Annotated in this window: 11 protein-coding genes; 4 read left to right on the forward strand and 7 right to left on the reverse strand. The window is 61.7% G+C overall.

The window, feature by feature from the left end; translation table 11 throughout:
• Window position 1 precedes the first annotated feature (1 nt).
• Window positions 2-1,252 (reverse strand): sarcosine oxidase subunit beta family protein, encoded by a 1,251-nt coding sequence (locus MUU55_RS18300; RefSeq protein ID WP_244762209.1) that lies wholly within the window; start codon window positions 1,250-1,252, stop codon window positions 2-4.
• 165 nt (window positions 1,253-1,417) lie between these two features.
• Between MUU55_RS18300 and cysQ the strand changes: the two genes are divergently transcribed.
• The 4 genes from cysQ (at window position 1,418) to MUU55_RS18320 (ending at window position 5,309) form a co-directional block, all read left to right on the forward strand.
• Window positions 1,418-2,227 carry a 3'(2'),5'-bisphosphate nucleotidase CysQ gene (cysQ, locus tag MUU55_RS18305; protein ID WP_425314205.1) on the forward strand — a complete coding sequence of 270 codons (810 nt, stop codon included), beginning with the start codon at window positions 1,418-1,420 and terminating at the stop codon, window positions 2,225-2,227.
• Window positions 2,228-2,411: 184 nt separating this feature from the next.
• Window positions 2,412-3,806 (forward strand): KpsE/RkpR family capsule polysaccharide export protein, encoded by a 1,395-nt coding sequence (locus MUU55_RS18310; protein WP_244762211.1) that lies wholly within the window; start codon window positions 2,412-2,414, stop codon window positions 3,804-3,806.
• 73 nt (window positions 3,807-3,879) lie between these two features.
• Window positions 3,880-4,626 (forward strand): ABC transporter permease, encoded by a 747-nt coding sequence (locus tag MUU55_RS18315; protein ID WP_244762212.1) that lies wholly within the window; start codon window positions 3,880-3,882, stop codon window positions 4,624-4,626.
• Complete coding sequence (locus tag MUU55_RS18320; RefSeq protein WP_244762213.1) at window positions 4,623-5,309, forward strand: ABC transporter ATP-binding protein; 687 nt, start codon at window positions 4,623-4,625, stop codon at window positions 5,307-5,309. The genes MUU55_RS18315 and MUU55_RS18320 overlap by 4 nt, the downstream gene beginning before the upstream one ends.
• Window positions 5,310-5,339: 30 nt before the next feature.
• Here MUU55_RS18320 and MUU55_RS18325 read toward each other — a convergent pair whose 3' ends face one another.
• The 6 genes from MUU55_RS18325 to MUU55_RS18350 form a co-directional block, all read right to left on the reverse strand.
• Complete coding sequence (locus tag MUU55_RS18325) at window positions 5,340-6,920, reverse strand: capsular biosynthesis protein (RefSeq protein ID WP_244762214.1); 1,581 nt, start codon at window positions 6,918-6,920, stop codon at window positions 5,340-5,342.
• A gap of 26 nt (window positions 6,921-6,946) precedes the next feature.
• On the reverse strand, window positions 6,947-8,974 hold the full coding sequence (locus tag MUU55_RS18330) for a capsular polysaccharide biosynthesis protein (RefSeq protein ID WP_244762215.1): 2,028 nt from the start codon (window positions 8,972-8,974) through the stop codon (window positions 6,947-6,949).
• An 83-nt stretch (window positions 8,975-9,057) separates the two neighbouring features.
• Window positions 9,058-10,275, reverse strand: a complete 1,218-nt coding sequence (locus MUU55_RS18335) for a polysaccharide biosynthesis/export family protein (protein ID WP_244762216.1) — start codon at window positions 10,273-10,275, stop codon at window positions 9,058-9,060.
• Between the two features lie 412 nt (window positions 10,276-10,687).
• Window positions 10,688-13,765, reverse strand: a complete 3,078-nt coding sequence (locus MUU55_RS18340) for an efflux RND transporter permease subunit (RefSeq protein ID WP_244762217.1) — start codon at window positions 13,763-13,765, stop codon at window positions 10,688-10,690.
• On the reverse strand, window positions 13,762-14,835 hold the full coding sequence (locus tag MUU55_RS18345; RefSeq protein ID WP_244762218.1) for an efflux RND transporter periplasmic adaptor subunit: 1,074 nt from the start codon (window positions 14,833-14,835) through the stop codon (window positions 13,762-13,764). The genes MUU55_RS18340 and MUU55_RS18345 overlap by 4 nt, the downstream gene beginning before the upstream one ends.
• Window positions 14,832-15,902, reverse strand: coding sequence for an efflux RND transporter periplasmic adaptor subunit (locus MUU55_RS18350; RefSeq protein ID WP_244762219.1), 1,071 nt, complete (start codon window positions 15,900-15,902; stop codon window positions 14,832-14,834). The genes MUU55_RS18345 and MUU55_RS18350 overlap by 4 nt, the downstream gene beginning before the upstream one ends.
• Window positions 15,903-15,979: the final 77 nt, after the last annotated feature.

Raw genomic sequence — 15,979 nt, forward strand, 5'->3', positions numbered from 1 at the left:
CTCAATGCAGGTTGGGCTGGGTGCCGGCACCCGCCTCGTCGATGGGGAAGCCGCGCTCGAAGCGATCGAGCCGCAGCGCGCGCGCCACATGGTGGCTTTCGCCCTTGGCCAGGAGATGCGCGAAACAGAATCCGGAGGCCGGCGTCGCCTTGAAGCCGCCGTAGCACCAGCCGCAATTGAGATAGAGATTTTCAATGGACGTCCGGTCGATGATCGGCGAGCCATCCATCGACATGTCCATGACCCCGCCCCAGCTGCGCAGCACACGCACGCGCGAAAGACCGGGGATCATCGTCACCCCCTCCTCCATCACATGCTCGGCCGTCGCGAGGTTGCCGCGCTGCGCATAGGAGGAATAACCGTCGATCTCCGCGCCGAAGACCAGCCCGCCCTTGTCCGACTGCGAGATATAGAAATGTCCTGCACCATAGGTGATGACGTGATCGATGCAGGGTTTTAGCCCCTCCGTCACGAAAGCCTGCAGCACATGGCTTTCCAGCGGCAGCTTCAGCCCCGCCATCTCGCCGACGCGCGACGAGTTGCCCGCCGCCGCCAGCGCCAGCTTGTTGCAGCCGATGAACCCCTTCGTCGTCTCGACACCCGTGACCACGCCGTTCTCGCGGCGGATGCCGGTGACTTCGCAGTTCTGGATGAGATCGACCCCGAGCCGGTCGGCCCCGCGTGCAAAACCCCAGGCGACCGCATCGTGTCGCGCCGTTCCCGCCCGCCGTTGCAAAAGGCCGCCGATGATCGGGAAGCGCCCGTGGTCGAAATTCAGGAAGGGCAGCATCTTCTTCAGCGTCTCGCGGTCGAGAAGCTCCGCCGCGACGCCCTCCATCATCATGGCATTGCCGCGGCGGATATAGTGATCGCGCTGGCCGTCATTGTGGAAGAGACTGATGATGCCACGCTGCGAGAGCATCACATTGTAATTGAGATCCTGCTCCAGCCCCTCCCAGAGCTTCAGCGAAAACTCGTAGAACGGTTCGTTGCCGGGCAGCATGTAGTTCGAGCGTACGATCGTCGTGTTGCGGCCGACGTTGCCAGAGCCCAGATAGCCCTTCTCGATGACCGCGACGTTGCGGATGCCGAACTCCTTGGCAAGATAATAAGCGGTCGCCAGGCCATGTCCGCCGCCGCCGACGATAATCACGTCGTAATGGGATTTCGGCTGCGGCTCCCGCCAGGCGGGTTTCCAGCCGAGGTTTCCGGCAAAGGCTTGCTTGAGAATCGAAAGGGCTGAGTAACGCATGAAAAATCCCGGATCAGTCACGCCACATTCGCATATGCAGCACAAACGGCAAGACCGGACCACGCGCATCGCACTGTTTCCACACGCGGCATTTGCTTTCCGACCGGTCCGCGTCTAAGCCTTGGGACAGAAAGGCCGGAGACCATGCAGGCAGAGATACCAGAGCTGAAAGGCGTCATGGAGATCGCAGCGCTCGCCGCAGGCCGCGCCATCATGGCTGTTCACAAGGCCGGCACGGACGTGCACTACAAGCCCGACAGCTCACCGGTCACCGAAGCTGACGAGGAAGCCGAGCGCGTGATTCTCGAGGCACTCGCCCGACATTTCCCCAAAATCCCCGTCGTTGCCGAGGAAGCCGTCGCAGCCGGTCGGATACCCGACATTTCCGGTGACCTGTTCTTCCTCGTCGATCCGCTCGACGGGACAAAGGAATTCGTCGCCGGCCGCAACGAATTCACCGTCAACATCGCCCTTGTTCGGGACGGCGTACCGATCGCCGGCATCGTCTATGCCCCTGCCCTCGCAGCCGGCTTCATCGCCGTCGACAAGCGCGCCGAACGCTTCACCGTGGCACCAGATGAGCGCACCATCGCCGGCCGACAGGATATCGGCTGCCGCGGCCGCGGCGCGGCGCTAACCGCCGTCGCCAGCCGCTCTCACGATACGCCGGAGACCGCGCGCTTTCTCGACGATCACGGTATCGACGCCTGCACTGCGATCGGCTCGTCGCTGAAATTCTGCCTCGTCGCCGAGGGCCTTGCCGATGTCTATCCCCGCTTCAGCCGTACAATGGAATGGGACACCGCCGCCGGCGACGCGGTGCTACGGGCGGCAGGCGGGGAAACCCGCACACTCGACGGCCGGCCCCTCGTCTACGGCAAGCGTCGGCAACGCCACGACAGCGATTTCGCCAATCCGAACTTCATCGCTTCGGGCGCTGGTTGGAGCGCAACGGCTGCCGGGGCCACAAAATAACCCGATTGGTCGGCGAGAAAGCGCCTACAGCGAGGGCTCGAAACTGCGGGAATTCGTCGCTGGAAGGCTGTTGCACAGAATTCCAGGCGGCATTTTTGTTGTCTGTAAAGGTTATTTCGAATAATCTGCCGCCGACAAGCATTTAGGCGACAAACCAGTTTTCTTTGGGAAAGAGTGGTCCGACGTGAAAGAAGAGAAAACGCCCGTACAGGCGGAAGCCCAGCCCCACGTCGCCACCGGAGCCAGCAGCCTGCTTGATATCGCCAAGCAGCGCGCCAGACAGCGTGCAGAAGACAAGAAGGTCGTCGCCCTCAAGAGATCGACCGCCAGGCGCATGCCTGAGCCGGATGGCGATGACGAAGAAGACTTGGGTCTGCGTGACCGCAAGACAACCGATATCGTCAAGAACATCCTGACGCTGCCGGAGATGCCGAAGCGGAAGAGAGAACTTCCTTGGACGCCGATATCCTTCGGCCTCGTGGTGGCTATCCCGACAATCCTGACGGCGCTCTACTTCGCCTTCATCGCCAGCCCGCAATATGTCGTCGAGACGCAGTTCGCGGTTCGCGGTGCCAACCAGGCATCACTCAGCGCGCTCGGATTGCCCGCGCTTGTCGGAGGCGGTTCGCAGTCCGGCGATTCCTATATCGTCGCGGACTATATCCATTCCGCCCAGATTCTGCCCGACATCCGCGAACAGACCGGCGTCGATGTCCGGACGGTCTATTCCCGGCCGGATATCGATTTTCTCTATCGTGAAAATGATACCCGCTCGCTGGACGAGTTCCGCGATTATTGGCGCGACATGGTCAATGTCAGCTTCAATTCGACCACCGGGAACGTGACGATGCGCGTCTTCGCGTTCTCGCCGAGCGACGCGACGCAGGTCTCCCAGTCCATCCTGTCTGTTTCCGAGCATCTCGTGAATACCCTCTCGGACAAGACGCGCCGACAGGTTGTTGATGTCGCCAACCAGCAGGTGGCGCGTTCCGAGGAACGTCTGCGCAACATTCGCAAGCAGATGACGGAACTGCAAATCACAGAGCAGGCTGTCGATCCCTCGACGGTCGCCAATATGGAAGCGTCGATCATCAGTTCGCTCGAACAGGAGCTGGCAAGCCTTCGTACGCGCTACAAGGCACTCGTCGATTCCATCAGCAGCGATGCCCCGTCCGCACGCGTGATCGAACGGAAGATCAGCGCGCTCGAAGCGCAATTGATCGAGCAGAGACAGCGACTGACCGGTGACACCGAGCAGCCGAGCAACAACAAGACGACGCGCAGCGGCGTCGACACATCGAGCGCCCTACCGCAGATGATCAGCCGCTTCTCCGAGCTTGGCGTTGAACAGGAATTTGCGGTGAAGGCCTATACGGCATCTCTGGCAGCGCTGGAAACGGCAATGCAGGAAGCCCAGAAGCAGGAGCGGTATTTTGCCGTGTATGTCCCGCCGCGCGAGCCGGAGGTCGCCCTTTATCCCTTCAGCCTGCTGAATACGGCTATCGTCTTCCTGGCGTCGATCAGCCTTTGGGTCATCGGCTACTTCGTATTCCGCTCCGTCAAGGATCATGCGATCTGACGGCGCAAAGAAACCGGGCGGTATGACAAAGGTGCTAACCGAGAAGAATTTCACCTACGCTCTCAGCGAGAACATGCGGGTCATCGCCGCGCTCGTGGTGAGAAGCGCGGTGACGCGTTTCGGCGAAAGCCGCATGGGGTTCGTCTGGGTTCTGATCGAGCCGGCCGCCTATGTCGGCGTGTACCTTCTCGTTCACGCTTCGATGGATGCGAGCATACCCTTCGGGGACAGTGCTCTCCTCTTCGTTCTGACCGGTATCTTCGGTTTCCGCATGACGCGCGGCATCGCGCGCAAGACCGAACGCGCCATCATCAGCAACCAGCCGATGCTGACTTATCCGCTGGTTCGTCCGCTGGACACCATCATCGCCACTTTCCTTACGGAATCGACGATCTGGCTGATCATCTGCTGGCTGTTCATGGGCGGACTTTCGCTCATGATGGATCGCTCTGTCATCGTCTATCCCGCGGATTTTGCGGAATGCTTGCTGGCGATCCTGTACTTCGCACTTTCCTTTGCGGCATTTAACGCAATGATCAGCGCGCTTATTCCGCGCTATGACACCTTCATCAACATGCTCAGCATGCCGCTAATGCTGGCGTCCGGGGTCTTCTTCGTTCCAACCCAGTTGCCGCCGGATTTTCAGGCCATTCTCTGGTGGAATCCATTTCTGCATTGCGTTGAATGGTTCCGCACCTCGACCTATCTTGATTACAATGCCCTGCTCAGCAAGTCGTACCTGCTGGGTGTTTCGACAGGCCTGCTTGCGGCTGCCCTGAGCATCGAACGCATCTTCCGCCGAAAGATCGTCGCCTCATGATCATTTTCGATAATGTCAGCAAAGCCTATCCTCGCCCCGGCGGGGGCAAGAAAATCATTCTTGAAAACTTCACCGCGACCTTCCCTCCCGGCATCAATATCGGCATCCTCGGCAGGAACGGTGCTGGAAAATCCACGCTGATGAGCATGATCTCCGGCAGCGAAATGCCGGACTCAGGGCGCATTCTGCGTGATGGCAAGATTTCCTGGCCGCTCGGATTCAATGGTGGCGTGCACGGCAAGCTTACGGGCGCCCAAAACACCCGCTTTATTGCCGACATCTACGGCAAGCCGCGCAACAAGGTGCTCGACTTCGTCACTGAATTCTCCGAACTCGGCCCGTATCTGGACATGCCGGTCAGGACTTATTCCGCCGGCATGAGAGCGCGCCTCGCGTTTGGCATCTGCATGGCGATCGAGTTCGAATATTACCTGATCGACGAGGTCATCGCGGTCGGGGATTCCATTTTCAAGAAGAAATGCAAGGAAGTCTTCGAGCAGCGGCGGGAAAACGCCTCGCTTCTGCTCGTCTCGCACTCGGCAGGCCTGCTCCGCTCGTTTTGTGATATCGGCGGGGTGATGAACAACGGCAAGCTGACCTTCTTCAACGACATAGAAGAAGCCATTCAGGTGCATGAAGAAATCCTGCGCTCCTCATCGGCAGCGCAACGCAGATCGGCCTAACAGCCGATCTATCCCGCATATTTTAGGAAATCAGGTCGGCGTTCCACCGACAGAGCGCAAACGCTCGGGCGCATAATCCACCGACAGGCGCAGCGGCCGCACCGAGCCAGAGGCTTCATCGATGGCGCGAAGCTTCGCCAGAAGCGAATTCGCGGCCACTTCCATGCCCTCATAAGCGTAAAAGTCGCCCGGCTGCAGGCATTTGCGGTTGATCCAGTTCAGATATTCGCGCCGCAGGTTCGCAGGCGCCACATGGCCTGACGACCAGAACTGGTCAAGCTCGATGCCTTTGTTCACACAATGGGCAAGGGTTGGATGGCGGTAGAATGCCTGTCCCAACACGGCAAGCGGAACACCATGCTGCAAGGCCGACAGACCGGATGTGCTGTTGATCGTTACCATACCCGCGGAATGGCGCGTCAAAAGTCCCAGCGAACCGCCGTCCAGGATATGAACCCGGTCCGCCACATTGTTCAGGACGCTCACCTGACGGATGAACTGGCTGTCCTGGCTGTGACCCCGCTCCATCGGGTGGATCTTGAACACGAGCTGAGATGTCGCCGGCGCGTTTCGCGCGAAGGACACGATCGACTTCAGAACGAGCTTCTGGTTGCTCCAACCGCCCGCGGCCGCGCCAAGCTGGCCGTCGTCATGCACCTGCAACGGCACCAGATAGTACCGCTTGTCGTGATGTTCGAGCAATCGCTCCATGCTGCGATAGTTACGGCCGAGATTGCTGAACTTGCGGTAGTAGTTCTTGATCCAATAGAACATTTCCCGCACGAACGAGCGTTTGGGCTTGTGGAAAAGCTTGCGTTCGCTCGGCCTGGAAAACACGCCGCGAACGGCAAAATAGGTATAGGCATATGTCGCCATCGCCCCGAAGGAGGAGGGATAGCTCGCGCCCTTCGGGCGCTCCAATTTCGATTCGGCATCGTCCTCCGCCGGCAGCTTGCCCATGACCGGGGAGCGCCAGTTGTTACCGCCGAGCTCCATCGTCACGAAACCGGGACGAATATAGCCCTCTTCCAGACAGAGGACGGGAACGCCAACCGCCGCACACTGCTCCATTGCGATCCTGTGGACTTCTCGCTCGCAGCCGAAAAGCACCACATAATCGAAGCCGTGTTCACCGACGATCTCTGTGAACCAATCGCGCCAAGCCTCTGCCGTACCTGAAAAATGAAGGTTCTGGCTACCACGGGCAAAAAGCCGGTCTCCCGCATTGAAGCAGACCCGCCAGGCCTCGAAACCATTCTGGTTGAGAAGAGCCTGTACCTTGCGGAAGAATGGGCCGACCGGTCCCTGCAACAAAAGAACGCGCTGCGCGCTCTTGGAGGGGAAACGCTTGGAAAGCTTGCGGCGGAGCGAAAGATTGATCAGGCGCGAACCACGCAGAGAAGCGTGATCGGACTCGGAGCGGTCCGCCTTCAAATCTTGATCATGCTGTTCAGTCATGACAGGCTGACTCAACTCGGAATAGTGCTGAAGGCACTCGTCATCGCACAAACCCGTCTTTTTAGCAACTGCATCCGCCACCCTTCCCCGAAAATCCCATGTGCAGCGTGAACAAGCGAACTGCTCCTCGGCTCTAGCCTGATCCGGACGCATTCCCCACTCGCTTGCCGGTGGGCACATTAACGCAACTTCGAGTCGCGCAACAGTACTGCCAAACGATTAATCTGCTGCGCTGCACCTAAAAAAAGCATCGCGAGCGGACCGGACTTTTTCATGGCGCCGTTGGAAATTTCCTCGACGAGATCTTCCGGCCGGCAAGGCAGGCCACTCAGCGGATGAACATAAAACGGATACAGAATCAGACTCGCAGCGACCAGCATATCGAGATCGATTCGGCGCGTGCGGCGCGGCATGGCCATACGGTCGTCGGTGAGGCCCCATCCGGCATAAAACGGCATGCCATGCACACCGACCGCCTTGCCCCGCAGAAGCGCCTCGAAACCTGTAAGCGAGGTCATCGTCTCCACTCGGTCCGCCCAGGCAATCCAGTGAAGGATGTCACCGCTTCGCACGATGCTGTCGGCATCACGCGGCTCCTCGCCGCCATCCCGCACGCCGGAGACCACATCCGGATGCGGCTTGTAGACAACGAAGGCGTCTGGATAGAGCCGCCGCACCGCCGTGACGAGCTGGGCATTGGAATGGACCTGCGGTGAACCATAGCGGATGGAGGCGTCCTTCTCCACCTGGCCAGGAACGAGGATTTTCACACGCCCCTCCGCCACGACAGGCAGGTCGGCGGTCGTGCCGAGATTGTATTTCGAGACACCGCGCTGGATCAGCAGTCCAGCGAGGCTCCGCGCCCGCGCTCGCAGGGGTTCGTCGAACTCCCCTTGCGCGATGATGGTTTCAAGCCGGCTCACACCCCGCGCATCGTAGTAGACATGTTCGTCATCGACAGCGATGGAAGAGGGCAGCGTCAGTGCCACGCCGAGGCCTTTCGAGCGGACGAAGCCATCTTCGAGACGAATGGCGGGCACGGAAACAGGTAGCAACCTGTCACTGCCCCACACAGCCACGGTGCCGCCCGCCGCCTGCGCGGCCGGAACGGCGGCGTCCATGCTGCGCATATGAACAGGATCACCCGCCATGCCCTTGAGGAACGGCGTCATGGCACGGCGCTTCCACGGCGAGAACCCGACCGTGAATATCTTGCGCTCGAGACGGCAGCGTTGATTGCGAACGGCGATCGCCTGTTCCACCGCGTGCTCCGCGGTGCAGACCTGTCGCGTATGGAGATCCAGATAGCGCGCGTATTCGAAGAAGGTCGCATGAAAGACCTGCTCCAGGGAGGCCAGCGGCTTGGCCGTCCCCATCTCACCGTGGTCGGTCGTCAATCCTCGGCCGGAATAGTAGGTCGAACCGAAACAATGAACCGGCCTGCCGGCCATAAGCGCTTCGAAGCCGAGCTGGCTCGACACCGTGTAGACGCTGTCGGCCTCTTCCAGCAGCGGCCAGGGATTCATGCGCTCCGGCACGACGATCGCAAGGCCGAGCGCCGTTGCAGCCTGTCGCAGAAGGCTTCTCTCGCCGGCTGCGGGATGCGTGCGCACGACAAGTGTCTTGCCCGGATTGCATGCCGCGGCGTGTTCCAGCATCGCCTGGAAACGCTCGGCGCTCGCACCGGCTCCCGCAATGGAAGCATCGCCGGCAACCTGATCGACAAGGAGAACGAAGGGGCGGTCCTGCGGTACGCCGGCAGCTGCCGGGGCGAGCAGCGGGCTGTTATTGTATTTGGACAGGCGCTCCTGCCTCAACAGGACCATCAGCCGGCGCGCACGCTCGAGCGCCTCAGGATCGGTTTGCGGCTGCGCCAGGAGACTGCCGAGATCGTTCGGATGGCGCGCGTCGAAGTAGATGCCCCGCCGGTCGATCACATAGGATTGGCTTGGCTCCCCCTGCCCTGGAGCAAAGCCATGCAGAAAGCCGTCCTCGAGCGAAAGGGCCTCCTTGCCGAACCGTTTAGCAAGCCGCACGGCGCGCAAGCCCGACGGACGCCGACCCCAGCCGATAAAGCCGTCGATCCTGTTTGGAAGAACGAAAGGCCAGGCAACGATATCCGCATCGAGCAGCCGTTCGATATCCTGCCGCTGCTGCCAGAGGCCATGCGAAAGAAGCGCATAGATTTTGCGTGCCCGACCGGCCATCCAGCTTCCCATCGATCAGGCGGATCGCCGCCAGAGGCTCCGCAGCGCGCTCAGGCACTGCGGCCGATCCGCTCAAAACGCCATCAGAACGTTCTGGCAGTACGCGTGATATTGTAAGCCGCGCTGGATCCGCTGGAAATGATGCTCAGGAACTTTGCCAGGTCTGTAGCCACATGGCGCGACAGATAAATCACGTCCTTGTTCCGCACCGGGAAGTTCTGCGCAACCATATAGCTTTGCGTCGCTCCCAGATCGAGGCGATAGACGATCGGATAACGTCCCTCTCCGTCCGGAGCCATGCCGCGGGAAATCAGATCACGGAAGCGATCGTCGCCGACGACGCTGCGATAAACGCTTTCGTCTTCATAACGGAAGACGAAATAACCCTTGGGATCGGCCGTTGCGACATTGCCACCGCCAGCAAGCGCTGCGGCCTCGACAAGGCTGAGCTTTGCGGCATTGAAGGGAATCTTCCCGCTCTTTTCCGTCTGGCCGAGCGCCGAGAAGGTTTGCGGATCGAAGCTGACGAAAATCTGATCATCAGGCTTGACGTAGATGTCATCCCTCGGATTGTCGATGATCGTCTGCAGCAGCACCGAGCGCGAGCGACCGCCACGCTTCAGGCTGACATAGGTATCATACGGCGGCTTGGACGCACCACCCGCCATGGCCAGCACCTCGCTGAGATGCAGACCGTTGAGCCCGAGCGGCACGATGCTGGCCCTGTTCACGGCGCCCTGTACGGAGACCGTGCGCGAGGCATTGTCTGCCATCGCCACGATCACGTCGGGCTCGACAGCCTTGGCCTTCAGCGCATCGACGATTGTCGAGCGGGCGGAATCGATGGTCATGCCGGCGAAGCGGACAGAACCGACATAGGGGATCTGGCCGTGACCGTCCGGCTGCACAACGACGGGAATGCTCGTCGATTTGCGCTCGGACGTCGAGAACAGCCCATCCGGACCGGCTTCGAAGATCGTGACTTCCAGACGGTCGCCAACGCCGATAACCGGCGTGCTGCCACCACCGCCCAGGCCGAAGGTGCTGGCAAACCCCTGGCGCGTACCCGCGCTGACGCTGTTGGCCACGCGCTGGTCGATGCTGACGACGTCGAAGACAAGCTTCGTCTGGGGAATTTCGTAGGCTTTGCCGCCAGCGCCGGCGGACAGCACCTCTTGGGTCAGCGGTCCGTCGTTCGGGACCACGCAACCCGAAAGTGTCAAGGCCGCACCGGCCATGAGGATACGCGCAAAAACACTCAACCCTTTGCGCGGCCCGCTCACGTCTTCAATTCCGATCATCACACTGCATTTCCTGTTGACCGCGCCTTCATAGACACGAGGCAAGAGCCGGCCGCTCGCCACGACGGATCGGCATAGACATGCAGTTCAGACGTTTCGTCAAGTCCCATGACCAAACCTTGTCCCACTCAGACACATCCATGCGGCCCCCGCCGACACCATGGAGCAAATCCCTTGCACATTCGTTACGGCCTGAAAAGCAGCCTTGCCCATTTGCGTTCGAAATCAACTTTTTCCACCGGCTTTTTCATGGGAGGTGCGACAAAAAGAACGCAACCGCCCCACGCGATACAAAGGCCAGAAAGCTGGCCGCAGGCTTGCCGAAGGGAATCAGCAAAGCCCGGGCACAGCCCCTTTTCCAAGCCGTACCTTGCTCGACCCTGTCGAGGGATATGGGCGAAATTGAGAGGGCCTATACCGCCTCGATCGTGTCAGGCGCCACCTTTTCCGTCTCTCCCGGCCGGATGCGGAACCATGCGATGTAGAGGGCCGGCAGGAAGAGCAGCGTCAGCACCGTACCGACGATGATGCCGCCCATCATGGCAAAGGCCATCGGTCCCCAGAACACTTCGCGGGAGATGGGAATGAGCGCAAGGCTCGCGGCCGCCGCCGTCAGCATGATCGGCCGCATGCGGTGTTCCGTCGCCTCACGCACCGCGTCCCAGGCCTGCATGCCCTCACGCCTCAGATCCTCTATCTGCACCACGAGAATCACGGAGTTTCGTATGAGGATGCCGATCAGGGCCAGCACACCGAGGATCGCCACGAAACCGAGCGGCGCGCCGCTGCCGAGCAGCGCGATGACGACCCCGATCAGCGCGAGCGGCGCAACGGCGAAGACGAGGAAGAGCCGTGAGAAGCTCTGCAGCTGCAGCATCAGGATCGTCGCCATGGCAAACAGCATCAGCGGAACAACCGCCACGATCGGCGCCTGGCTGTTGGCGCTTTCCTCCACGGAACCGCCGACGGCAATCTGATAGCCCGACGGCAGGGCCTCGCGGAAGCCCGCGACCTGCTTGTCCATCTCCGAGACGATCGTCGCCGGCTGTACGCCGCCCGTAATGCTCGCCTTGACCGTGATCGTCGGCTGGCGCGAACGGCGCCAGACGACGGGCTGCTCCATCTCGTAGCGGAAGTTCGCGACGGCGGCGAGCGGTACGGAGGTGCCGTTTGCCGTCGGCAGCTGGAGCTGGCGCAGGGTCTCGATGGATTCGCGCTCCGCCGCCTTCGCCCGGCCGATGACGTCGATCAGATAGACGTCGTCGCGGATCTGGGTGACGGTGGTACCGCCGGTGACGCCGTTCAGCGCCGAGGCGATATCCTGCGAGGTTACACCGAGCTGGCGGGCCTTGTCCTGAAGGACATCGACCTTCACCACGCGCGCCGGTTCGTTCCAGTCGTAGACGATATCGCCAAGACGGCTGTTTCCGCCAAGCAGTTCACCGAAAGCCAGCGCCCGGCTGCGCACCTCCTGAATGTCGGGGCCGCTGATACGATACTGGATCGGCCGGCCGACCGGCGGGCCGATATCGAGCAGCTTGACCAGCGCATCCGTACCGACAAAGGTTTCACGCAAATATTTCTGAAGGTCGGCCTTCAGGCGATCGCGCGCCTCGAGATCCTTGCTGACGATGATCGTCTGGCCGAAGGCCGGCGACGGCGGTTGCACGTCGAAGGACAGGAGGAAACGCACCGCCCCTTCCCCGACATAGGACGACCAGCGTTCGATATCCGGATTGCCCTTCAGCTTCTCTTCTTCGAACTTGGCGATCTGCGCATTGGTCTCGGCAATCGAGGCATTCTGCGGCAGCGCCCAGTCGACCACGAGCTCCGGACGGTCGGAGGACGGGAAGAACTGCTCCGGCACGAAGCGCATGGCGAAAACGGACACGAGGAAGATGAGCACGGTCGCGACGATCGTCGTCCACTTCCAGCGCATGCAGACGTCGAGGATGCGTGCGAAGATGCGGCCGAACCAGCCTTTCTGCTCGTGGTGTTTCTTCATGCTCTTCGGCAGGATCGTGACACCGAGCAGCGGCGTGAAGATGACCGCAACCACCCAGGACACGACAAGCGAGATCGCGATGACCACGAAGAGACTGAACGTGAATTCGCCAGCGGCACTGCTGTTGAGGCCGATCGGGATGAAGCCCGCCACCGTCACCAGCGTGCCGGTCAGCATGGGAAAGGCGGTTGAAGTATAGACGTAGGTCGCCGCCTTGCGCAGAGAATCGCCCGCTTCCAGTCGTGCCACCATCATCTCGACGGCGATCATGGCGTCGTCGACGAGAAGGCCGAGCGCGATGATCAAGGCGCCCAGCGAGACGCGCTGCAGGGATATGCCATCGTAATACATGAACACGAAAGTGATGGCGAGCGTCAGCGGAATGGAGAGCGCGACGACGAGGCCGGCGCGGATACCAAGGCTGACAAAGCTGACGACAAGCACGATGGCGACCGCCTCGAACAGCGCCTGCGTGAAACCGGATACCGCCTCCTCGACCACCTTGGGCTGATCGGAAACGAGATGCACATCCACGCCGACGGGCAGATCGCGCGAGAGGATCTCGATCTCCCTTTCCACCGCCGCGCCGAATTCGAGAAGGTTCGCGCCCTGCTTCATGCCGATGGCAAGACCGATCGCCGGCTCGCCGTTGAAGCGGAAGAGGCTTGACGGCGGATCTTGGTAGCCACGGGTGATGGTGGCAATATCGCTGAGGCGGAAGAAGCGGTTGTTGACCCGCAGATTGACGTCTCGAAGGCTGGCTTCGGAGGAGAACTGCCCGCCGACACGCACGCTGACGCGCTCGCCGCCGGCCTGCACCACACCGGAAGGCGTAATGGCGTTCTGCGCCTGAAGGGTCGAAACGACCTGCTGGGTGGAAATGCCGAGCGCCGCAAGCTGGCGGGTCGAGAACTCGAGATAGATCACTTCGTCCTGCGCGCCGACGAGATCGACCTTGCCGACATTCGGCACTGTGAGGATGCGTGTGCGCGCCTCCTCCACATAGTCGCGCAGCTGCCGCGGCGTCAGGCCGTCGGCGGTGAAGGCGTAGATATTGCCGAAGACGTCGCCGAAGCGGTCGTTGAAGGCGGGGCCGACGACACCCGACGGGAAGTCGCCCCTGATATCGTTGATCATGTTGCGGACGGTCAGCCAGGTGGAGGGCACGTCGCGCGCCCGCGTCGTCGGCTTCAGGTTGACGAAGACGAGCGTCTGGCCCGGCGTCGTCACGCTGCGGCTGAAATCAAGCGATTCCAGCTCCTCCAGCTTGCGTTCGATGCGTTCGGTCACCTGCCGCGTCGTCTCCTCCACGGAAGCACCCGGCCAGGCGGCACTGATCGTCATGGTCTTGATGACGAAGGACGGATCCTCTTCGCGGCCGAGATTCTGGTAGGTGAAGAAGCCGAGCAGCGCAAAGACGATCATGAAGTACCAGACGAGCGATGCATGATCGAGCGCCCAGTCCGAGAGGTTGAACTTCTTCATAGGCTTGCCCCGTCCTGGATCTTCACTTTCTGGCCTTCTTCGAGACTGTGCACCCCGGCGGTGACGACACGGTCACCGTCCTTCAGCCCGTTTACCACCGGTACGACGCCGCCACGGGCAGGCCCCGTCTCGATGACGGCAAGGCGCACCTCGCCCTTTACGGCATCGATCAGCCAGACATGCGGCGCAGCGTCCTTCTGAAGCACCGCCGTCTCCGGCACCATGATCGCCGTGAGATTCGGCCCCTTGAGCTCGGCCGTTATCGTCGTACCGAGCCGCACGGTATCCGGCGGGTTCTCAAGCGCGATCTTGACCCGACGCGTGCGCGTCACGGCATCGGCGGACGGTGCTATTTCGCGGACCGTGCCGTCTACGGTGACGGCAGGGTTGATCTGCAGCGAAACAATGAAGCGGCTGCCGACCACGATGGTTTCCGCCGTCTCGGGGATGTCGACGACCGCGTCGCGCTCGTCCGGTCGGGCAACGGTAACGATGGCCTCGCCGGGGGAGACGGTCTGGCCGACCTCGGCACCCGTCGCGACGACCACGCCGTCGAATTCCGCCTCGATGCGAGTATAGGAAAGCTGCTCCTCCGCCTTTCGCAGCGCGGTGCGTGCGCGGATGAGGCCGGCATCGGCCGCCTCGCGCGACTGCTCGGCGCTTTCGACAGCGGCCTTGGCAGCGGCATTGGATTGCAGCAGCGTCTTCTGCCGGTCCTCGCTGGCAACGGCGCTCGACAGCGTCGCCTCCGCGCTGGAAAGCTCCGCACGGGCCGAGCGGACGGCAAGCTCATAGGCCGTGGCATCCAGCACGGCGAGCACATCGCCTTTCCTCACGAGATCGCCGACATGCACGGAACGCGACACGAGCCGACCGGCGACCCGTGAACCGAGCGCTGCCTGCACCTTTGCCTGCACCGTGCCGGCAAAGCGCGTGCCGGGCAACGCCGTCGGGGTGACGATCATGGACAGAACGGGCCTTGGCGGGGCTGCAGCCTCTTCTTCCTTCTTGCATGCGGACAAGGCCAGGGCGGCAGCGATGGTCATCGCGAGCGGAACGGAGATCCTCATTGAGCGGCTCCTTCAATGGCGGTCACGCTCTGGCCAGGGCGCAGCAGCTTCGTGCCATCGGCCACATATGTCTCGCCCTCCTCGACGCCGGCGGTCACCAGCGCGGAACCGGTCTCGAAGGACAGCACCTCGACAGGCCGCAGGCTGACGGTATTCTTCGCCTTGTCGACGATCCAGAGAGCCGGTTTGCCATCGACACCCGATAGCGCCTGCCACGGCACGGCCGCGACGCGGCGGGGTGCGAGCGATCCCATGCCGACGACGGAGGCGCCCAGCGTCATTTCCGGCGGCGTTTTATCCATGGCGATCTTCACACGCACCGTGCCGGTCTGTGCATCGATGGTCGGCGAGACCTCGCGGACATTGCCCGTGGTGCGCACCCTGTCGTCGCTGAGAAGGGCGACGACCACGCCATCCTTTGACGGCTGGGCGAAGAACAACGATTCGTAGACATCGAAGACAGCATCACGCGGGCCTGTATCGGCGATGGTGAACATGGTCTGCGCCGCCTGCGCCACCTGTCCGGTTTCGGCGAGCCGGGCCGTGACGATGCCATCGGCAGGCGCCCTCAGCTCCGTATAGGAGAGCACGTCCTTGGCCGTATCACGCTGGGCGATCGCCGCCTCGCGAGCGCTTTCTGCGGTGCGCAAGGCTGTTTCCGCGTCGTCGAAATCGCGCCGCGTGCTGATGCCGTCATTCAGAAGGGATTTCTGGCGGTCGAAATTGGCACGGGCAAGCTTCAGCTGCGCATCGGCTGCGCGCACCCCAGCCTCGGCCGCCTCCACGTCCGCCTTTTGCTCCTCGGGATCGAGCCGGGCAAGGATCTGACCTTCCTTGACCGCGCCGCCGACATCGACGAACCATCCGGTAATACGCCCCCCGACGCGGAAGGAGAGATCCGTTTCCACCCGCGCGACGACCTCGCCCGTGATCGTTACCGATTGCTCGCGTTCCTCGAAATGCACCGGTGCGATACGCACCGGCCGCGCCCTGTCATCAGCGAGCGCCGGCAAGGCCGTGGCGGACAGCAAGAGGGCCGCCAGCATCATTTTGCCCGATCGGGTCATCGTCGCCTCCACCTTTGTAGACACCCCATTTAATGTGGGTCCTCATTATATTGCGAAGATCAGACTGGCAAGCCTTC

Source organism: Shinella curvata (assembly GCF_022899935.1).
GTDB lineage: Bacteria > Pseudomonadota > Alphaproteobacteria > Rhizobiales > Rhizobiaceae > Shinella > Shinella curvata.

Excerpts from the sequence above, each read along its gene's own strand:
- MUU55_RS18300 (WP_244762209.1), bottom strand. The coding sequence starts at position 1,252 with ATGCGTTACTCAGCCCTTTCGATTCTCAAGCAAGCCTTTGCCGGAAAC.
- MUU55_RS18315 (WP_244762212.1), top strand. The coding sequence starts at position 3,880 with ATGCGGGTCATCGCCGCGCTCGTGGTGAGAAGCGCGGTGACGCGTTTC.
- MUU55_RS18320 (WP_244762213.1), top strand. The coding sequence starts at position 4,623 with ATGATCATTTTCGATAATGTCAGCAAAGCCTATCCTCGCCCCGGCGGG.
- MUU55_RS18325 (WP_244762214.1), bottom strand. The coding sequence starts at position 6,920 with ATGCGTCCGGATCAGGCTAGAGCCGAGGAGCAGTTCGCTTGTTCACGC.
- MUU55_RS18330 (WP_244762215.1), bottom strand. The coding sequence starts at position 8,974 with ATGGCCGGTCGGGCACGCAAAATCTATGCGCTTCTTTCGCATGGCCTC.
- MUU55_RS18335 (WP_244762216.1), bottom strand. The coding sequence starts at position 10,275 with ATGATCGGAATTGAAGACGTGAGCGGGCCGCGCAAAGGGTTGAGTGTT.
- MUU55_RS18340 (WP_244762217.1), bottom strand. The coding sequence starts at position 13,765 with ATGAAGAAGTTCAACCTCTCGGACTGGGCGCTCGATCATGCATCGCTC.
- MUU55_RS18345 (WP_244762218.1), bottom strand. The coding sequence starts at position 14,835 with ATGAGGATCTCCGTTCCGCTCGCGATGACCATCGCTGCCGCCCTGGCC.
- MUU55_RS18350 (WP_244762219.1), bottom strand. The coding sequence starts at position 15,902 with ATGACCCGATCGGGCAAAATGATGCTGGCGGCCCTCTTGCTGTCCGCC.